Annotated in this window: 19 protein-coding genes; 13 read left to right on the plus strand and 6 right to left on the minus strand. The window is 67.0% G+C overall.

Annotated elements, in window-relative coordinates:
- Positions 1-87 precede the first annotated feature (87 nt).
- From BKA15_RS15060 to BKA15_RS15075, 4 genes are all read left to right on the plus strand, one after another.
- Positions 88-867 carry a hypothetical protein gene (locus BKA15_RS15060; RefSeq protein WP_179752059.1) on the plus strand — a complete coding sequence of 260 codons (780 nt, stop codon included), beginning with the start codon at positions 88-90 and terminating at the stop codon, positions 865-867.
- On the plus strand, positions 860-1,630 hold the full coding sequence (locus BKA15_RS15065) for a RibD family protein (RefSeq protein ID WP_179752061.1): 771 nt from the start codon (positions 860-862) through the stop codon (positions 1,628-1,630). Before BKA15_RS15060 ends, BKA15_RS15065 begins: the two co-directional genes overlap by 8 nt.
- 90 nt (positions 1,631-1,720) lie before the next feature.
- The gene (locus BKA15_RS15070; RefSeq protein WP_179752062.1) at positions 1,721-2,695 is read left to right on the plus strand and encodes a DUF2971 domain-containing protein; all 975 of its coding nucleotides are present in this window, start codon (positions 1,721-1,723) and stop codon (positions 2,693-2,695) included.
- A gap of 1,113 nt (positions 2,696-3,808) precedes the next feature.
- The gene (locus BKA15_RS15075; protein ID WP_312879690.1) at positions 3,809-4,258 is read left to right on the plus strand and encodes a sulfotransferase-like domain-containing protein; all 450 of its coding nucleotides are present in this window, start codon (positions 3,809-3,811) and stop codon (positions 4,256-4,258) included.
- An 8-nt stretch (positions 4,259-4,266) separates the two neighbouring features.
- On the opposite strand, the gene BKA15_RS15080 is transcribed toward BKA15_RS15075, so the two are convergent.
- A complete protein-coding gene (locus BKA15_RS15080; RefSeq protein ID WP_312879047.1) occupies positions 4,267-5,133 on the minus strand; it encodes a GNAT family N-acetyltransferase in 867 nt (288 codons plus the stop codon).
- A gap of 26 nt (positions 5,134-5,159) precedes the next feature.
- On the opposite strand from BKA15_RS15080, the gene BKA15_RS15085 reads away from it, so the two are divergent.
- The 5 genes from BKA15_RS15085 to BKA15_RS15105 all read left to right on the plus strand — a co-directional run bounded on the left by BKA15_RS15085 (position 5,160) and on the right by BKA15_RS15105 (position 7,692).
- Positions 5,160-5,597 carry an NUDIX hydrolase gene (locus BKA15_RS15085; RefSeq protein WP_179752065.1) on the plus strand — a complete coding sequence of 146 codons (438 nt, stop codon included), beginning with the start codon at positions 5,160-5,162 and terminating at the stop codon, positions 5,595-5,597.
- A 20-nt stretch (positions 5,598-5,617) separates the two neighbouring features.
- Positions 5,618-6,241, plus strand: a complete 624-nt coding sequence (locus BKA15_RS15090) for a nucleoside/nucleotide kinase family protein (protein WP_179752067.1) — start codon at positions 5,618-5,620, stop codon at positions 6,239-6,241.
- Between the two features lie 55 nt (positions 6,242-6,296).
- Positions 6,297-6,584 carry a DUF1905 domain-containing protein gene (locus tag BKA15_RS15095; RefSeq protein WP_179752069.1) on the plus strand — a complete coding sequence of 96 codons (288 nt, stop codon included), beginning with the start codon at positions 6,297-6,299 and terminating at the stop codon, positions 6,582-6,584.
- 79 nt (positions 6,585-6,663) lie between these two features.
- On the plus strand, positions 6,664-7,128 hold the full coding sequence (locus BKA15_RS15100) for a hypothetical protein (protein ID WP_179752071.1): 465 nt from the start codon (positions 6,664-6,666) through the stop codon (positions 7,126-7,128).
- An 18-nt stretch (positions 7,129-7,146) separates the two neighbouring features.
- Positions 7,147-7,692 carry a YbjQ family protein gene (locus tag BKA15_RS15105; RefSeq protein ID WP_179752073.1) on the plus strand — a complete coding sequence of 182 codons (546 nt, stop codon included), beginning with the start codon at positions 7,147-7,149 and terminating at the stop codon, positions 7,690-7,692.
- A 25-nt stretch (positions 7,693-7,717) separates the two neighbouring features.
- Here the strand turns inward: BKA15_RS15105 and BKA15_RS15110 are convergent, their stop codons facing one another.
- A complete protein-coding gene (locus tag BKA15_RS15110) occupies positions 7,718-8,410 on the minus strand; it encodes a DUF402 domain-containing protein (protein ID WP_179752075.1) in 693 nt (230 codons plus the stop codon).
- 420 nt (positions 8,411-8,830) lie between these two features.
- Here BKA15_RS15110 and BKA15_RS15115 point away from each other — a divergent pair, with 420 nt between their 5' ends.
- Both BKA15_RS15115 and BKA15_RS15120 read left to right on the plus strand, forming a co-directional pair.
- The gene (locus BKA15_RS15115) at positions 8,831-9,040 is read left to right on the plus strand and encodes a hypothetical protein (protein WP_179752077.1); all 210 of its coding nucleotides are present in this window, start codon (positions 8,831-8,833) and stop codon (positions 9,038-9,040) included.
- A gap of 163 nt (positions 9,041-9,203) precedes the next feature.
- Positions 9,204-12,398 carry a heparinase II/III domain-containing protein gene (locus tag BKA15_RS15120; RefSeq protein ID WP_179752079.1) on the plus strand — a complete coding sequence of 1,065 codons (3,195 nt, stop codon included), beginning with the start codon at positions 9,204-9,206 and terminating at the stop codon, positions 12,396-12,398.
- 66 nt (positions 12,399-12,464) lie between these two features.
- Here BKA15_RS15120 and BKA15_RS15125 read toward each other — a convergent pair whose 3' ends face one another.
- From BKA15_RS15125 to BKA15_RS15135, 3 genes are all read right to left on the minus strand, one after another.
- Positions 12,465-12,809: a hypothetical protein gene (locus BKA15_RS15125; protein ID WP_179752081.1), complete on the minus strand. Its 345-nt coding sequence runs from the start codon at positions 12,807-12,809 to the stop codon at positions 12,465-12,467.
- Positions 12,810-12,842: 33 nt separating this feature from the next.
- Positions 12,843-13,409, minus strand: coding sequence for a hypothetical protein (locus BKA15_RS15130; protein WP_179752083.1), 567 nt, complete (start codon positions 13,407-13,409; stop codon positions 12,843-12,845).
- A 116-nt stretch (positions 13,410-13,525) separates the two neighbouring features.
- The gene (locus tag BKA15_RS15135) at positions 13,526-15,133 is read right to left on the minus strand and encodes a helicase HerA-like domain-containing protein (RefSeq protein ID WP_179758477.1); all 1,608 of its coding nucleotides are present in this window, start codon (positions 15,131-15,133) and stop codon (positions 13,526-13,528) included.
- 107 nt (positions 15,134-15,240) lie between these two features.
- On the opposite strand from BKA15_RS15135, the gene BKA15_RS15140 reads away from it, so the two are divergent.
- Together BKA15_RS15140 and BKA15_RS15145 are read left to right on the plus strand one after the other, a co-directional pair.
- Positions 15,241-15,534, plus strand: a complete 294-nt coding sequence (locus BKA15_RS15140) for a type II toxin-antitoxin system VapB family antitoxin (RefSeq protein ID WP_152361098.1) — start codon at positions 15,241-15,243, stop codon at positions 15,532-15,534.
- Between the two features lie 94 nt (positions 15,535-15,628).
- Positions 15,629-16,144: a LytR C-terminal domain-containing protein gene (locus tag BKA15_RS15145; protein WP_179752085.1), complete on the plus strand. Its 516-nt coding sequence runs from the start codon at positions 15,629-15,631 to the stop codon at positions 16,142-16,144.
- Between the two features lie 167 nt (positions 16,145-16,311).
- Here the strand turns inward: BKA15_RS15145 and BKA15_RS15150 are convergent, their stop codons facing one another.
- Entirely contained in the window at positions 16,312-17,829 is a 1,518-nt protein-coding gene (locus tag BKA15_RS15150; RefSeq protein ID WP_179752087.1) for a potassium/proton antiporter, read from the minus strand.
- Positions 17,830-17,938: the final 109 nt, after the last annotated feature.

Raw genomic sequence — 17,938 nt, forward strand, 5'->3', positions numbered from 1 at the left:
ACTATAGAGGGACTATAGACACAGGTTCGCGGAGAAATCAACAGGGGGGCTAAAGTTGGCCTCTGGCAATGGGTTGGAGAGGCGACAGTGAGCGACCAGGATCTACTGAAGGGCGCTGCGGAGATCGAGGATCCGATCGAGCGCGCCCGCACGCTGAGCCGTCTGCTCACCCAGTACCAGGCAGCCGTCACCGACGCGTCGAGGATGCGGCGCCAGGCAATCGAGGAAGCCCTCGCCGCTGGCATGACCCAGGACCAGGTGGCGAAGGCCGTCGGACTCACACCTGGCCGCATCTCGCAGATGCGCAAGGCCGGTGCCCCGAGCCCGGTCATCACAGGTTGGTCGCTGGCAGCCAGCGCCGAACAGCCCCACCATGTGGCCATCTGCGGGAGCCGGACGGACGATGCCCCCCGCCAGATCGTTGACGCAGCTGTGCGGGCGCTTGCCGGTCTACTTCTCCGTCACCGGTTCCAGGTCAACCACGGTCCGGTCGGTGTCGGAACAGAGGTCCTGACCTACATCGCCGACAACGACAAACCGCCCGGTCTGACCACAATCGGCGGCATCATCGGCCACGCGAACGTAGTCCGCGATGTTGAGTACATGCTCATCGTTGGCGGCGGCAAGGGAACCCTGGTCGAAGCCCACCTCGCGTTATCCGCGAATCAGAAGATTCTTCCGATGCCGGCCAGCGGCGGAACTGCTGCCCGTGTGTACGAAATGCTGGAGCGCGACCCCAAATACCGGACATGGCTAAGTGATGAGAGTTTCGCTGCACTCGCTACCGCAAATGCTGACGAGTACGCGCAGATTGTCGAACGTGAGATTACGGGCACGATCCAGGAATCGGGAGAAGTAGATGAGTGACGAGATGACGCGGCCCCACGTGCTCCTAAGCTGCGCGATGTCCATTGATGGATACATCGATGACGCAACCGACCGCCGCCTGTTGTTGTCCAACGATGAGGACTTCGACCGCGTCGACGCCGAGCGAGCCAAGGTTGACGCCATCCTCGTTGGCGCCTCCACGATCCGCCAGGACAACCCTCGCTTGCTCGTCCGCTCCGATGACCGCCAGGCCGCCCGCGTCGCAGCAGGCCTACCAGCCAGCCCGACGAAGGTCACGCTCACCGGGACCGGAAACCTAAACCCCGAATCGAAGTTCTTTACGGCAGGTGACGTAGAGAAGCTCGTCTACTGCCCCAGCGAAGCAGCGACGAAGACGACCGCGTTGCTCGCCGAGAATTCTTCCGTAATTGTCATCGACGCTGGCGAATCACTCGACCTCAGCCGGATCTTGACCGATCTTGCCGCCCGTGGAATTGAGCGCCTTATGGTCGAAGGCGGTCAGACGATGCACACGCAATTCTTGACTGCTGGCCTCGTAGATGAGCTGCAACTCGTTGTTGCCCCGTTCTTTGTAGGAAACTCGCAGGCTCCGCGTTTCGTTGCCGATGGCAAGTATCCATGGACCTCTGACAATCGCATGGAGCTGGAGGCTGTGCAGCAGATTGGAGGGGTTGTCCTCCTCCGGTACCAGCCCGGCCCGAAGGGGCCAAGGCACGTAACCACGCCCTACGCGCCTCGGATTGCAGCAGATCGACTCGAATCCGACCATCCGGCCCCGTAGACGAGATCGTGCCCCCATACTGCTGATCAGGCGACGCCGATCAGTCCTGGAGGTGTCGTTGCGGATCGAGTGAGCAAATGGGGGGACAGCATGGCAATACGGACTGGGCCTGGCTATTCAGCCAATCCAACCGACAACGTTTATCACTACACGAGTTCCGAAGCTGCGCTACTCGGAATACTCAGCAGTGGCAAGATTCGACTTTCATCGTTCGCGAATGTCAACGATCCGCGCGAGTCAAAGCGCAATATCAACGGATTCGTGGTGAACACAGATAGTGACATCCAACCATCCGGGCAAGATGGTATGGCTGTGAATCAGTACACAAGGACGTACCTCGGTACGCAAATGAAGGTAGCGTGCTTCACGCGCGACTACATGACAGATGGATCGATGGCATTTGGTGATGAGCTCACAGGGTGGTCCCATGCTGCGCAATGGGCGCACTATGCGGGCCGCCATTCCGGTATCTGTCTTGAGTTTAGCGCTACGAAACTCGAAGACTGCCTACGACAGCAGCTCGCCGAATACGGTCCGGTCTTCTACGGAGACGTTGAGTACTACCTAGATGAATTTAGCCTTGTGCCAATCTCTGAGGTTCGATACGAATACATGCGAGAGTTCGGTCTTGACGCTGCCTTGAGTCATTATATCGAAAGGCACTACCAGACCTTGTTCCTGCGGAAACACAGCGATTGGCAGAGCGAGCACGAGTATCGACTCCTCTTTCTAGATCCAACCGGCTCCATGCATCCGCGCGAACTCGACATTCGCACCGCGCTAACCGGGATCTATGTAGGCCCAGCATTCCAGGAATCGCGCATAAGCATGGTGTATGAATTCCAGGAACGATATCCAGATGTTTCCTTTTATCGAATCTATGACGAATCAGATGGACGCCCGGTTCTTCAGCGCATGGCTCGGGAATCTCTGATTGAGATCCTCGCTCAGCGAAAGCCACCATTCGAGCCTACGAGTACGGGCCCCCTCACTGAACGCCTCGCGCTCCTGCGGGCTGCCGATGCTGCCCGGCTGAGCAGCCGGTCGGAGCCTCATCCTGGATGATTCCGACCTCTCGACGAGCCGATGTTGTGGACCTGTCGAATTGACCTCTCTTAGATTTCAAGGGCGGCCCTCCGGGCCGCCTGCGGCCGGGCGGCGCTCTGGCACGCCGCCACTCTGCCCGGCCGCTCATAACGAGGTCCGGCGCTGATCAGGTTCGGTTCTGACGTCGCGGTGCCCCGTCCCCCTCGTAGGACCAGTGTTTGGCCTCCACTCCACGCGTCAAGGGCCACAGACGAGTTCCTGACACCCGCTCCGAAACGCCTTCGTGTCCTGCTCAGACGGTGTGCCGGCCAAGCGGTGGAGCGGTTCGCCAGCTCATGTCCGTCGACGCCGGATGAGTCAGAGTCGGCAGGTGTCGACCGAACGCGTCGGGTGTGATCGAGGTTGATCAAGACGGGGCACCAACCGTTTCGGAGCGGGTGTCAGGAACTCGTCTGCTCTTACCCTTGACGCGCTCCGTTCCAGCCAAAAACGGGCGCCTACGAGGGGGACGGGGCAGGTGTGGCGAGGGTCGTTCTAGTCTCAGTTCTAGTCTCAGTCGCCACCGTTCGCCGACGTTCGGGATGGGAGACGACCGACGGCAGCCGAGCCGGTTCACGGTGGGAGTTGTCCGGCCGAACACCCGTTGGCGGACTTGGAAAGCGGGTTGGGTTAACGCCCTCAGGGGTTCGAATCCCCTATCCTCCGCCAACGCGGGCCAAGCCCTCGACGTGGAACGCCGGATCGATTCGCATGAGTCGCTCCGGCGTTTCCTGTCCAGTCTCAGTTCGGGGTGGTGGCGCAATTCACTGAGCGGACGATACGACCTCGCATTCGGCGCGTTCTGCCGGTCAAGCGGTCCGTTCGGTGATGTCGAAGCTGCGATGGCGATGCCACGACCGTTCATCGTGAGGCGCATCGTTGGAGCCCGTTCCGGCGGTCGGTCAGGCCAGCGGAGCCTAGTTGGCGGACTTTCACCGGGGCAGCAGCCGTGATTCGGCGAGTCCCAGGTGCACTTCCATCGCTGGGACCGAAGTGGCTGATCGTCCAACCTCGTGAGTACGACAGGGTCCGCCTCCCACGCGAGGAGGTAGCGAGCTTCACCAGCTCCGGCGGTCGCGTTCATCTGCAGCGATCCGATGTCTAGGGTCTCGGCGCCCGGCTGAGATCGCGGCGTCCTTCTCCGCGATCAAGCCGGACATGCGGTGTGGAGAGGTGGGTGTCGAGAATCTCTGGGACGCCCATGCGCGGGCTTCCGAGCTGTCAGCCACACCTCCACCCGTGATCGACGCCGCTGATCTTGTCGCCGATCCCGAGCAGATGATGATCTTGTACTGTCGCGCGGTCGGAATTCCCTTCCGGGAGGACTCCCTGACCTGGGACACCGGGCACCGTACGGAATGGCGGCTGACCGATGAATGGCACGAGACTGTTGCCGGGAGCACTCAGTTCTCGGACCCGGCCACCGACTACCCGGCCACCGTGGCCAACACGCCGCGCCTTGCGGAATTCAGCGCACACCATGAGAAGTTCTACGAACGCCTGCGCACCGTCAGGCTCACGCCACGAAGCAGCCGTCCCTGATCCTGGAGTCAGGCGTCCCGGGTCAGGTCGGTCTGGTCCGGGAGAAGTTCGAAGCCCGCCGAGCGGTAGGTGGCTACGCCGCCGAGGTTGGCGGTCGGGGTGCAGACGACGGCGCTCGACGAACCAAGATCACGAAGGGCGATGGCCGCGGCGAGGGTGATCGCTCGGCCGTGGCCGTGGCCTCGGTGATCACGATGTACGCCGAGCGGCTCGATCAGACCTGGCCGGGCCGGACCGGCCGACCAGACTGTGACGGCCGCGACCGCGGCGTCTTCGCTGTCGTACCCGATGAGGCAGCGGGCGTCGGCGTACTGCGGGCCGTCCGCCATCGTCTTCCACAGGTCCGCGGTGAAGGTGGAACCGTCGAACGATGCCCGCTGCACGGCGGCCCGCTGCTCGGCTCGGTCCGGTCCGATCACCTCGACCCGAAGGGCGGGATCCGGGACCGGTTCGGCGAGCTTGCGGCGGAACGGGCTCCACGGTTCACCGACCGACCAGCCGGCCTCGGCGAGCGTGTCGCGCACCAGGGCGTCGGCCGGTGCCTCGACCGACACCCGGCCCTTGCCGAGAACGCCGCGGCCGGGATCGTCCACGTCCTCGACGATCCGGCTCGCCAGCTCGTCGTCGCGCCGCAGGTCCGGCGCGGTGGTCAGCCGCAGCAGGTCCGTTCCGTCGAGCAGGCCAAGCGCGACGATCCGGCCGTCGCGACGCCAGGTTCGGAGCGCCTTCGCCGCCGCGTCCGCCCCGAAGCGCCGGAACCATCCGATATCCCCGGGATGCAGCTGCATCGGCGCGCCCTCGATCTGCCACTCCCGCAGTACGCCGACAACCTCGTCCAGCCCGCCCACATCGACCGTGGTCACTCTCGTCGTCACAAGAGGTCAGGGTACGGTCTTGGATCGTGTCCCCCACTGATCAACGCCTCCAACGCATCGGTGCGTACGCCGTCTGTCGAGCCGAGGACGGTTCGATCTTGCTGTCCCGCTACCGGTCCGGCACCTGGGGTCTTCCCGGTGGCGGAGTTGATCATGGCGAGCATCCGGAGCAGGGGGTCGTCCGGGAGGTCGAGGAGGAGACCGGTTATCTGGTCCGGGTCACCGAGCTCCTCGGCATCCACACCAACCGGTGGACGACTACCTCCGGCCACGATCTGCACAGCGTCAACATCGTGTACGGCGTCGAGATCGTCGGCGGCGAGCTGCGCCACGAGGTCGACGGCAGCTCCGACCAGGCGGCCTGGCTGACCGACGCCGAGCTTGATCAGGTTCCACGCGCCAAGATCATCGACCTGGTCCGGAACGGACTGTCGAACACGCCGACCCGCTCCATCGGCCTGTGAGGCCCGCACTCTGGATCACGATGTCCGGCCCGGCGGGCGCCGGCAAGTCGACCCTGGCCGAGGGCCTCGCCGCGACGCTGGGCCGGGACCGTCCGGTGGACCGGTTCGGCGAGGAGGAACTGTTCACCCGGCCGTCCTTCGCCCGGGTCGCGGCCGGCTTCCGTGGCAGCGGGCATCCCGTCCCGGCGGAGTTCGAGGAGGCGTACGGCAGCTGGCTGGCCGGGCTTCCCCAGGACGCCGTGGCGATCATGGACTGGTGCCCGTCGGGCATGGCCGGTGATCTTCCTTGGGCCCTGGCCGACCGGCCCGGTTACGTGCGGCATCTGCGGCGGGTCCGCGCGCTGGCCGGCGGACGGGTGCTTCAACTTCGGCTGTGCGTGCCGATCGGGCAGGCCGTCGACCGGGCCGCGGCCGAACGCGGCGAGGACTGGCTCGACCGCTACGACCGGATCGCCCGAGCCGCCGGGCATGATCAGCCGGAACGACGAGACCGGATCACGGCCTGGGCGACGCACCACAATGCGGCCACAGAGCTCGAGCTCCAGGCCGCGGCCGAGGCCGGCTGGCCGCTCGAAACCGTCGATGCGTCACGGTCACCCGAGGAGGTTCGCGCGCAGGCGGCCGCGCTGGTCGACGGCCGATGACTTTCCGGTACGGAGCGAGTCATCATGAGCGAAAGACCAACCAGAGGAGTGCACCATGTCCGACACCAAGGGGCCGATCGACCTCACGTTCAGCGCCGTGCTCGGCAAGGTCCGGCCCGGAGACACCTGGACCTGCGTACAGCTTCCGGACTCGGCGACGATCTTCGGCACCCGCGGGCTGGTCAAGGTGGCCGGCACCGTCGACGGGCTGCCGTTCAAGGGCGCGTTCATGGCCCTCGGCGACGGCACTCACAAGCTGCCGGTCAACGCCGAGATTCGGAAGACGCTGGGCAAGGCCGACGGCGACGAGGTGACCGTCCACCTCACCGAACGCCTCAACTGACCCGATTCCCCTGTCGACAGGGAGCGGCCTCCCCCGAGCGGGTGATCATTTCCGTGGTACGGCGATCGAGGCTTGGGCCATGACCACTTCGTCGCTCCGATCTCCTGGCCTTGATCACGTCCGCACCCGCGCCGGCCGCGTCGCGTTGATCACCGGGCGGATCGGGGCGATCTTCGTCGCCGTCCTCGGCATCGTCCACACCGGCGTCAATACGTACGGCTTAGCCCTGGCCGGCTGGCGGCCCTGGGTGGAGTACCTGACCTTCGGCCTCGGACTCTCGGTGATCGCCTTCGCGCTGGCCTTCGGCGCCTGGTCCGTGGCCACGGCTTCCAGGCCACGCTGGCCGGTCGCCGTCCTGGTCGGGATCGGCGGGCTGCTGCTGATCCTGCAGACGGTCGCGATCGCCGTCTCCGACCCGGCGTTGCTGGTCCGCCCACTCGGGCCCGGGTTGTGGTCGATCGTCGGCGGACCGGCGCTGGTGCTGGAGGTTGCGGTGCTCGGTGCGAGCTGGATCGGTGCAGTTCGGCGGCGCCCGGCACGCTGACCTGGTGGAATAGCCCTCGTGATCATCGTGACAACGGACGAGGTGGCGGGCTACGAGATCGTCGAGGTCCTGGGCGAGACCATGGGTGCGGTGGCCTACAACAACTACGGCTGGGGCAGCTACACCGCTTCCGACGGCCCGGCCGCGGGAACGGCGACGAGGGAGACTCTGGTCCAGCAGTGCCGCGCCGCGGCCATGAACCGGCTCTGGATCGAAGCCGCCGAGCGAGGGGCGAACGCCGTCGTCGGGATGCGCTACGACCTCAGCCAACTGGCTGAGCAGCTGGTCGAGGCCTGTGCGTACGGCACTGCCGTGGTCCTGCGGCCACGAGCCGAGGGCGAGCCCGGCGCCACGCCGCAGTCGGCCCGCCAGGCCCGGCAGACCAACGGCGGACCGGGCGCGCCCAGCCAACCACCGCCGACCTCGCCGCCGTGGCTCGGAGCCGGCCCGCCGCAGCCGCCACCGACCGGGCACCAGGCCCCGACCTCAATGCCGGCACCGCCCGCGCCGCGGCCGGCGGCCGAGCCTCCGGGTGACTGGCCCCTGCCACCCCACTCGCAGTGACCGGGCCCGCGCCAAGATCAATTGATCATGACTCGTGCGGGATCGCCTGCACCGGATAGGTCCGACGCCAGCGATCCCCGTCCGGCGCGTAGTCGGCCGGCAGTACGGGAACGTCGGCCGACTCGGGCCGCAGGTCCAACAGGGCCGGATCGAAGGCGCCGCGCCGGTGCGCATGATCATCGAGGACCCGTTCGGCCTCCGCTTCCAGGATCCTGCGCAGGGACGGCGCGAACAGCCCGTCGTCGAGCGCCCGGTCGAACTCCTCGGCGTCTTTCCAGGCCCAGCTTCCGTCGGCGTAGACGAACAGGTCGAGCACCAGGTCCTTGCCCCACAACCCCGCGGCGGTCCCGGCCGGCGGCAGCTCGAAGTTGACGTACCAACCGAGGATTTTCCCGTCCTGGTTGGGATCCCAGGCGAGGTTGACCCGAGCCCAGCGACCCGGTTCGAAGACGAAGACCTTGTCCAGCCAGTCGTCGAACTCCAGCGGGCGCGCGATCCCGGTCTTCAGCGCCTCGTGCTTGCGCTGGTCCCGGGTCAGCCCCTCGGCCTCCGGAAGACCGCGGTTGGTGGCGAGCACCATCCGGGTCGTCCGGGGGACGGCGGTGATCAAGGACTCCGGTCCGCTGGCGAGGACGCGATGCGGGACCGCACTCCACAGCCGGCCGCGCCAGCGTTCCTCGACGACGATGTCCGAGCCGGGCGTGAAGACGGGCAGCATGGGTCGATTCTGCCCGAATCGATCACTCGCGCCGCGCCGCGTCCATGATCATCTCGTTGGCCGCGATAATTCGGTTGCCGGCCTCGGCGTTGCGCCGTACTGTCGTCCACGGCCTGTGACCGTACGACCTCGAGGAGGTGCCACCATGATCAAGTTCTGCCCGACCTTTGCCGTCGCCGCCGCAGTGAACGGTGGCGCCCCGGTCGTCGGCACCGTCGTCGTCGGCTGACCCGACGTTCCGGCTGTGGGTCGATTCCGTTCCGCACCTCGCTGACGATCGTTCCTGCGCGTCTTCAGGCACCGTCCTGACACCACCCGGCGCCGTCTGACGTCACTCTTCCCAGTATCGATGTCTTGTCTCTTGATTTTGACGTCATTCTGATGTCATAGTTGTGTCATCACCTCAGAAGGAGACCCACCATGTCGTTCCACCTCGCCGATCTCGACGGCCAGCTCAATCGCCAGTCGATGCTCGACCCGCGGATCAGCCACTCGAACCAGACCCTGAGCCACCTGGCCGCGAAGCGGTACGAACTCAAGCGCGCCCTCGAGGAGCGCCGTCAGCAGCGGCGAGCCGCCAAGGTTCGCGCACCCCGTGGCCGGCGGCAGCCCGTCGCCCGCCCGGCATGAGCCGCCGCGACACCCCTTCCCCGCACCAACATCCCCGGATCCACCGTGATCCGGGGATGTTGTTGTTTCGGGCCGACCAGCGGTCAATTACAGCCGCACCTATTGCCCTATTAGTGACTGTCGCTTAACTTCGGGGTTCTCCGGATCCCCGAAGGACGCGCCAATGTCTGCTGAGTCCAGCCCGCATCCCATCGCCCGCCGCCGCCTGCTCCAGGCCGGAGCCGGCCTCTCCCTTGCCGTGCCGCTCTCCGGTTGGGCGACCAGCCGGGCTGCGGCCGAACCGACCTCGGCCACGAAGACCCACTCCACCTACTACACCGCCGAACGTGTCGCGAACGCCCGCCGCAACATCGAGCGCTACCCCTGGGCGCGACAGCAGCGTGACGCCACGGTGGCTGCCGCCGCCCCGTTCCTGGCGCACGACGACGAGTTCTGGTGGAACTTCGTCACTCCGCAGAGCGTCTCCCGCAGCCTGGGCGTGCTGATCCGCTACCGGCAGCGGATCAAGGGCAGCCCCGGCCCGGACGGAGCCGAGATCAACAAGTTCGGCAACTACCCCTGGAAGATCGACGCGGTCAACCACCCGTGGAAGCTGCAGAGCCCGGTCACCGGCGAGCGCTACCCCAGCAACGACTTCGCCTCCTTCTACGCCGCCGGGCTGAACGAACACGGCATCTTCGATCCCGTGCTGGCCCGGGAACGCGGCTCCCAGTTCCTGATCAACGAGCTCTACCCGGCGCGCGGCGAGGGCTGGGGCGTCGACGACGGGATGGGTTGGACCGATCCGGACGGCGACACCTGGACCTTCGTCGCGTACTACAACCACTGGGCGGTCTGGAACACCGGCGGCGGCCAGGCCTTCCACGGTTACATCCTGCGAGCCCTCAACTCGCTGCGGGACGCCTATCTGTTCACCGGCCAGACCGAGTACGCACACAAGGGCCTGGTCCTGCTGGACCGGATCGCCGACGTCTATCCGGCCATGGACGTGTCGGCGTACAGGTGGGAGAACGGCTTCGACAACGGGGACCCGAACGTCCATACGGTGCAGGGAAAGATCTTGCACGACATCTGGGAGACCGGGATCGCGCGCGCCTTCCTGCTCGCCTACGACGCCTTCTATCCGGCGATCGACACCGACATCGAGCTGCTCGACTTCGTCGCCGCACAGGCCGCTCGTTACAAGATCACGACGCCGAAGTCGACCCCGGCCGAGTTCCGCAAGCACGTCGAGGATCACATCGTCCGGCTCGTCTATCCCGCGGTGCAGAACTCTCGGATCCGCGGCAACACGGGCATGCACCAGAGCGTGCTCGCGCTCGCGGCGGTGGTACAGGACGAGGAGAACACCAGCAAGGAGTGGCTCGACTTCGTCTTCAAGCCCGGCGAGTTGATCAAGGTCGCGGACCCGGCGGCGCCGTACGGCCGTCGTTACGAGGTGACCGGCGGCAACATGGCCCGGGTGCTGATCGACGAGATCGACCGGGACGGCTGGGGCAACGAGGCGGCACCCGGCTACAACGCCGGCTGGCTGGGGAACTTCCTGCTGCTCGCCGACGCCGTCGACGGATATCAGCGATACCCGGACTACGACCTGTTCGGGCATCTCAAGTTCCTCAAGATGTTCACCGCGATCTATCCGATCACGATGCTGTCCCGCTACACGCCGACGATCGGCGACAGCGGCAACACCGGCGGGCCGGCGATGGTCGGTTCACTCGCGACGGACCTGCTGGGCTTCACCAAGACCAAGGACCCCGGGCTCGCCCAGTTGATCTTCCAGCGCAACGGGAACTCAACGGCCAACCTGCGCGGCAACATCTACGACGCCGAGCCGGAGGGTGTCGTCGCCGAGATTCAGACGATCGTCGACGAACAGGGCCGATTCAACCCGGGCACCGTGCACCAGACCGGCTACGGGTTCTCGGCCCTCCGCGAAGGCAGCGGCGCGGACGCCCGGGGCGCCTGGATCTACTACGGCCGCAGCGGCGGCCACGGACACCGGGACACGCTCAACCTCGGCGTGCACGCGTCCGGGATGGACCTGGCGCCCGACCTCGGCTATCCCGAGGTGACCGGCTCCGACCCTGAGCGGTTGAACTGGACCATGGCCACGGTGAGCCACAACACGGTGGTCGTCGACGAGTCCTCCCAGAAGGCGCACTGGGTCGCCCTGCCCAGGCTGATCGGTGACTCGGACCGGGTCCGGGTGGTCGAGGTCGACGCTCCGCGGGCGTACTCGCAGACCGAGCTGTACCGCCGGACCACGACCATGATCACGGTCGATGATCATCGTTCCTACCTGGTGGACTTCTTCCGGGTCGACGGCGGCGATGATCACGTGTTCAGCTTCCACGGCGCCAAGGGCACGGTGACCACGACCGGCCTCGACCTCGTCGACCAGGCGGGCGGTTCCTACGCCGGTCCGGACGTCCCGTTCCAGGATCCTGACTACAACAAGAACGGCAAGCTCGGCGGCTTCAACTACCTCAACGCGGTGCAGCGCGACACGTCGCCGGCCGGGCCGTTCCGGGTCGACTGGAAGATCGCCGACAACTGGAACGTCCACGCTCAGGATCCCGATGCCCGCCTCCGGCTGACCCTGCTGTCCCCGGTGGACGACGTCGCGCTCGCCGACGGGATCCCGCCGCGGAACAAGCCGGGCAATCCGGACCGGCTGCGTTACCTGCTGGCGCACCGGCAGGGGTCGGAGCTACGCAGCAACTTCGTGTCGGTGATCGAGTCCTACCCGGGCGACAGCGTGATCACCGGCCGTACCCTGGTCCCGGTGCGCACCGAGGACGGCCAGGAGGTTGATCAATTCCAGGTCGCTGCGGTCAAGATCGACTTCGCGGACGGCCGGACCGACTACGTGATCAGCTCGACCGCCGATGATCAGGTGTATGTGATCGACGGGCGCCTGCGGTTCCGCGGCCGGTTCGGTGTCTGCACCCTGCAGGACGGCGAGGAGCGGCACCACTTCCTGCACGACTGCCGGCTGCTCGGCGAGCAGGGCCAGCGCTCCCATTCCCGGTTCGAGGGTACGGTCGCCGACTTCACCCGGGAGCTGACCGACCGGAACGAACTCACCGTCGACCTCGCCGACGGCCGCCACGGCCCCCGCTTCGACCCGGCGACGCTGACCGGACTCTATGTCCACGTCGCGACCGACGGCGAGCGCAACGGCAGCTACAAGATCGTCGGTGCCCGGAAGGTGAGCATCAACCGGTTCGTCCTCGAGCTCGGCGACCAGACCCTGATCCGCGGCCTGCGTGACCCCGACGACGCCAACGCCGGCTACACCTACGACATAACCGCCGGAGCCCGCTTCACCCTCCCCCTCACCCTCTCCACCTGACCCAAATCCCCGCCGACCGGGGCGATTCCGGCGGCTACCTGTGACGTCGGGATTCGCCGCGGATCGCTAGGACCTCAGGTAGCCGACGACCATGCCGCCCAACGCGATCAGACAGGCGAGCACCCCGACGACCAGCCCGATCAGGGCCCACCGGCGGCCGAGCCGTACGGCGACGCCGACGGCGGCAATCACAACGGCGATCAGGCCGACTCCGATCGCCGCGAACGCGGAGAACATCCCGACACGGGTGACGAGGAATCCGGTCACGGGTGGTGCGGCTGCGGTCGGGAGTGCGTACATGGCGACGGCTGCCAAGATCAATCCGATCAGGGCGACGACGAAACTGATCATGCCCAGTGATCCCGACCGGCTAGGCGGCGCGGGCTGGGGCTGGACCTGTGGTTCGTTCATCGTGACCACGTTGACAGAATCGACGGCGATCGATCAAGCCGCAGAACGGTCCAAGATCACCACGGCGATCACGGCGCCTGCCCGGTCCGGTCCGAACCGCCACGAGGTCAGCCGGTCCACATACCCGCCGTCGTACGGCACCGGCACCGACACCAGCCGGTCAAGGTCATAGAGCGTGATCAAGTCGATCCGCAATGGCTCACCGCCACGGTCCACCGGCGGCCCGACCCGGAAGTCGCGCAGCATCCGGCCGCAACTCGACTCGTCGTGCCGGACTGCGCGCAGCCGGCCGTCCTTGATCATCGTCGGCTCGATGTGGAGTTCGACGCCATGGTTGTCGTAGAACTCGGTGAACGGCAGCCGCCGCTCGGGGTCGTGCCGGTCGGTACCGGTCCGGATGATCTCCGCCGCAAGCGTGTCGGCGGTCCAGCCCGGATGGTCGGTGAGCGAGATCCCACGGATCCCGACCATCCCGGGCACCGGCTCCGCGGCCGATGCGATCGCCGCGCATCGCCGATCCAGCTCCGGCCCGATCGCGGCGTGCTGCTCCGGCGGTGCCGCCTCGTCCACGTGCGGCACCCGGATCCGTACCACCGTCATGTGATCATCTCGAGAACCACCCCAACCATTTTCGCCGACCGGTCACTTCCGCAGCGACACGCCGCCAAAACGCCTGCTTTTGTGACCGGTCGGCGGAGGTTTGTTGGGGGGTGGGGTCAGCGGCGGCGGCGGGCGGTGCCGAAGAGGCCTCGAATGATCTCGCGGCCGGCGGTGTTCACCAGCTGCTTGAACATGCTGTTCGAGGTCACCTGTTCGATCAGGCTCTTCTCCTTGCGGCCGCGACGCTCGGGTTCCGGCGCTGGTGCCTCCGGAGCGGGAGCCGGGGCCTGTTCCTGGGCCGCCGCGGCGGCGCCGGCTTCCAGCTTCTTGGCCAGCAGTTCCCGGGCGGACTCGCGATCCACCGGCTCGCCGTACTTCGCCTTCAACGGGGAGCCGTTGACGGCCTGGGTCATCCGCTCGGCGGGCATCGGGCCCATCAGGGACTGCGGCGCCCGCATCCGGGTCCAGGCCACCGGGGTCGGCGCGCCGTCGGGATCCATCACGGTGACGATCGCCTCGCCGATGCCGAGATGTTGCAGAGCCTCGGCCAGGTCGTAGTGCGACTTCGGGAACGTCGACACGGTCTGCTTCAGCGCCTTCGCGTCGTTCGGCGTGTGCGCGCGCAGCTGGTGCTGCACCCGCGACCCGAGCTGGGCGAGCACCTCGTCCGGCACGTCGCCCGGGGTCTGGGTGACGAAGAAGACGCCGACACCCTTCGACCGGATCAGCCGTACGGTCTGCGCGATCGAGTCGAGGAACGCCTTCGAGGCGTCGTTGAACAACAGGTGCGCCTCGTCGAAGAAGAAGATCAACTTCGGCTTGTCCACGTCGCCCACCTCGGGCAGATCGTGAAACAGGTCCGCCAGCAGCCACATCAGGAACGTGGAGAAGACGGCCGGCCGGTCCTGCAGGTTCGGCAGCTCGAGCAGCGAGATCACGCCCCGGCCGTCCTCGGCGGTCCGGAGCAGGTCGGCCGAGTCGAACTCGGGCTCGCCGAAGAACGCCTCGGCGCCCTGGTCGGAGAAGGTGATCAAGGACCGCAGGATCACCCCTGCCGTCGCCGCGGACAGACCGCCGATCGCCTTCAGCTCCGCCTTGCCCTCGTCGCTGGTCAGATGCTGCAGTACGGCGCGCAGGTCGGACAGGTCGAGCAGCGGCAGGCCGGCCTGGTCGGCGTAGTGGAAGACCAGCCCGAGCGAGGACTCCTGGACGTCGTTCAGCCCGAGCACCTTCGACAGCAGCACCGGTCCGAACGAGCTCATCGTGGCCCGGATCGGCACCCCGGTGCCCTGCCCGCCGAGCGCGTAGAACTCGGTCGGGCAGGCGATCGCCTTCCAGTCCTGCCCGATCCCCGCCGTCCGGGCCAGCAGCTTCTCGCTGGACTCGCCTTCGGCGCCGATGCCGGACAGATCGCCCTTGATGTCGGCGGCGAACACGGGCACGCCGGCGGCGCTGAGCTGCTCGGCCAGCAACTGCAGGGTCTTGGTCTTGCCGGTACCGGTCGCGCCGGCCACCAGGCCGTGCCGGTTCATCATCCCGAGCGGCAGCCGGACGCCGGCCGCCGGCAGGGGCTTGCCGTCCTCGACGACCACGCCGAGGTCGATCGCGGCGCCCTCGAAAACGTACCCCTCGGCGATCTTGGCGACCTCCGCGGGCAGTTCCGTTGTGGCGGTTCCAGTGGTGGGCTCGGTGCCGGAATCAGTCGGCTCGGCGTGCTCGGTCATGGGCATCAGATTTCCATATCCGACTGGCGAGACGGTAGACCCGCGCATGCGAAACCGTTACGCGGCCGTGTTCGGTGCCCTGCCACCTTTGTGAATAGAGTGTCACAGTGATTTTCAAGCGTGTCGGTGACGTACGTCCCTACCCGGACCACGGGTACGCCCAGAAACAATGGGCAGCGATCGCTCCGCACCAGGTTCGCTTGGATCAGCTTGTCACGACGAAACGGACCCTGGATCTGGAAGCGCTGCTCGAGGAGGACTCCACCTTCTACGGTGATCTGTTCGCCCATGTCGTGGCCTGGCGCGGTGAGCTGTACCTCGAGGACGGCCTGCACCGGGCGCTGCGGGCGGCCCTCCAGCAGCGGCAGACCATGCATGCCCGGGTGCTCGATCTGAAGTAAGGTCAGCGGCGGGCGCTGCGACTGCGGGAGGCCGCGGGCGGGTGCGCCCAGGGGAAGGGAGTTGGTTCGGTTGATCGGCCGGGTGTGGCGCATCGTGCGTACGCCACTGACCCTGCTCGTCCTGCTCGGAATTCTGGGTTACGGGGCCTGGTGGGGATACACGAACGTGCTCAAGCCGATCCCCCCGCTGCCGCCGACCCCGTGCGTCTCGGTCCCGGTCAAGAAGGGCGCGTTGTCGGCGAGCCAGGTGACGCTCAACATCTACAACGGCGGCAGCAAGCGCGGCCTCGCCCGCGACCTCGGCATCCGGCTGCGCGACCGCGGGTTCCGAGTGCAGAGTGAGTCCAACACCGCCGAGAAGGTCGGCGCGACGGTGATCGTCGGCCAGGGCGCGAAGAACCCCGAGGTGCTGCTGGTCAAGCAGTTCTTCCCCGGCTCCACGGTCAAGGTCGAGCCCGGCCGGGCCGACCACAGCGTCGACGTCCTGGTCGGCAACAACTGGAACTGGGACAAGCACTTCGCCGACAAGGCCAAGACCACCCTGCCGGTGAAGGCCAAGACCGTCTGCCTGCCGTCGATCCCGAAGTCGAGCGCCGCCCCCGAAGGCTGATCGCCTAGTGTCGTGCGTCCCTAGTTCCTTGACAGGTGGCGGCGTCCAGGTGCGTGCATCGCCAGGCCGACGAGGAAGACATATCGGGTCATATATCGACTGAGGAGAACGCCGCGAGGTGCGTGCCTGGGCGTCGCCAACTGTTAAGGAACTAGCGACGCACGACACTAGTTCTCGGTGTCCTCCAGACGTTCCCGCCAACGAGCCAGCCGGCCGCTGCGGCCCAGGCTGCGCAACCGGTCCTCGGTGTGCTGGCGCAGCGTCGTCGGCGTCACGATCAACAACTCGTCGCCCTCCCGGATCCGCGTCTGCTCGGTCGGCGGGAACGGGGTGTCGTCGCGAATCACCAGCGACACCACGGTCTGGGTGCCCAGCCGGAGTTCGCCGATCTCCACCCCGATCAGCCGGGAGCCCTTCGGAATCCGTACCTGCAGCAGGTCGGCCGAGATCCGGTCCAGCGGCGCGGCCTCGACCTCGACGTCGCGCGCGGACTCCTCGTCGATGAGCCGTAGCAGCCGGGCGACCAGCGGCAGGGTCGGCGCCTGCAGCAGGGTGGAGACGATCACGAAGACGAGTACGACGTCGAACAGGAAGGCGCCGCCGGCGACGTCCTCGGAGAGCGGGATGGTCGCGAGCACGATCGGTATGGCACCGCGCAGCCCCGCCCAGGACAGGAACGCCTGCTGCCGCAGCGGGATTCGAAACCAGGGCGCCACCACCAGGATCGAGACCGGCCTGGCGACGAAGGTGAGGACCGCGCCGGCCGCCAGCGCGATCAGGACGGCCTGCAGGGTGACCCGGTTCGGACTGGCCAGCAGCCCAAGCATGATGAACAGGCCGATCTGGGCGATCCAGCCGATCCCCTCGACGAACGAACGCGTGGCGCCGCGGTGCGGCAGTTGCGCGTTGCCGAGCAGCAGCGCACAGATGTAGACCGCGGCGAAGCCGCTGGTGTTCAGGGTCGCCCCGACGGAGTACGCGAACACGGTCCAGACCAGCGCCGCGAGCGGGTAGAGCCCGGACGACGGCAGCGCCACCCGGCGCAGGATCTGCACCCCGACCCAGCCGAGGGCGATCCCGATCACCCCACCGGCCACCAGCTGGAACGTGATCATGACGGCCACCCCGGCGAAGCCTCCGGCACCCTGGGGCTGATCGCCGGTCGCGGCGGCACTGGCCAGCACGACCAGCAGCACGGTCGGCGCGTCGTTGAGCCCCGATTCGGCCTCCAGCGCGCCTCGCAGCCGGTGCGGGATCGGCACTCGGCGCAGCACGGAGAAGACCGCGGCCGCGTCGGTCGGCGACGTCACCGCGCCGAGCAGCACCGCGATCCAGAGGTCCAGACCGAGCACGAAGTGCCCGAACAGGGTCATCAGGGCGACACTGACGAAGATCCCGCCGGTGGCCAGCACCCCGGCCACGCCGACCGAGCTCCGGATGTCGTGCCAGCGCGTCGTCAGGCCACCCTCGGCCAGGATCAACACCAGCGCTCCAAAGCCGAGCGCGCGGGCCAGGTCCGGGTCGGAGAACTGCAGCCCGAGCCCGGAATCCCCCATCAGCATGCCGAGCCCGAGGAACAGCAACAGCGACGGCAGCCCGATCCGGGCGCCGAGCCGGGCCGCGATGATCGCGGCGATCAACACGACGGCACTGACCAGCAGAATGCCGTCGAGATTGATCTCCATCCGGTCATTTTCGCTGGTCGGCCGCCGGATCCCGGACGTCGGGGCCGTGTCCGGACCAGCCGGAGGTCAACCGTTACCGAGGGTGGGGACAGGGAAGCCCGCGTCCACG

The sequence above is a fragment of the Microlunatus parietis genome, assembly GCF_013407955.1.
Lineage (GTDB): Bacteria > Actinomycetota > Actinomycetes > Propionibacteriales > Propionibacteriaceae > Microlunatus > Microlunatus parietis.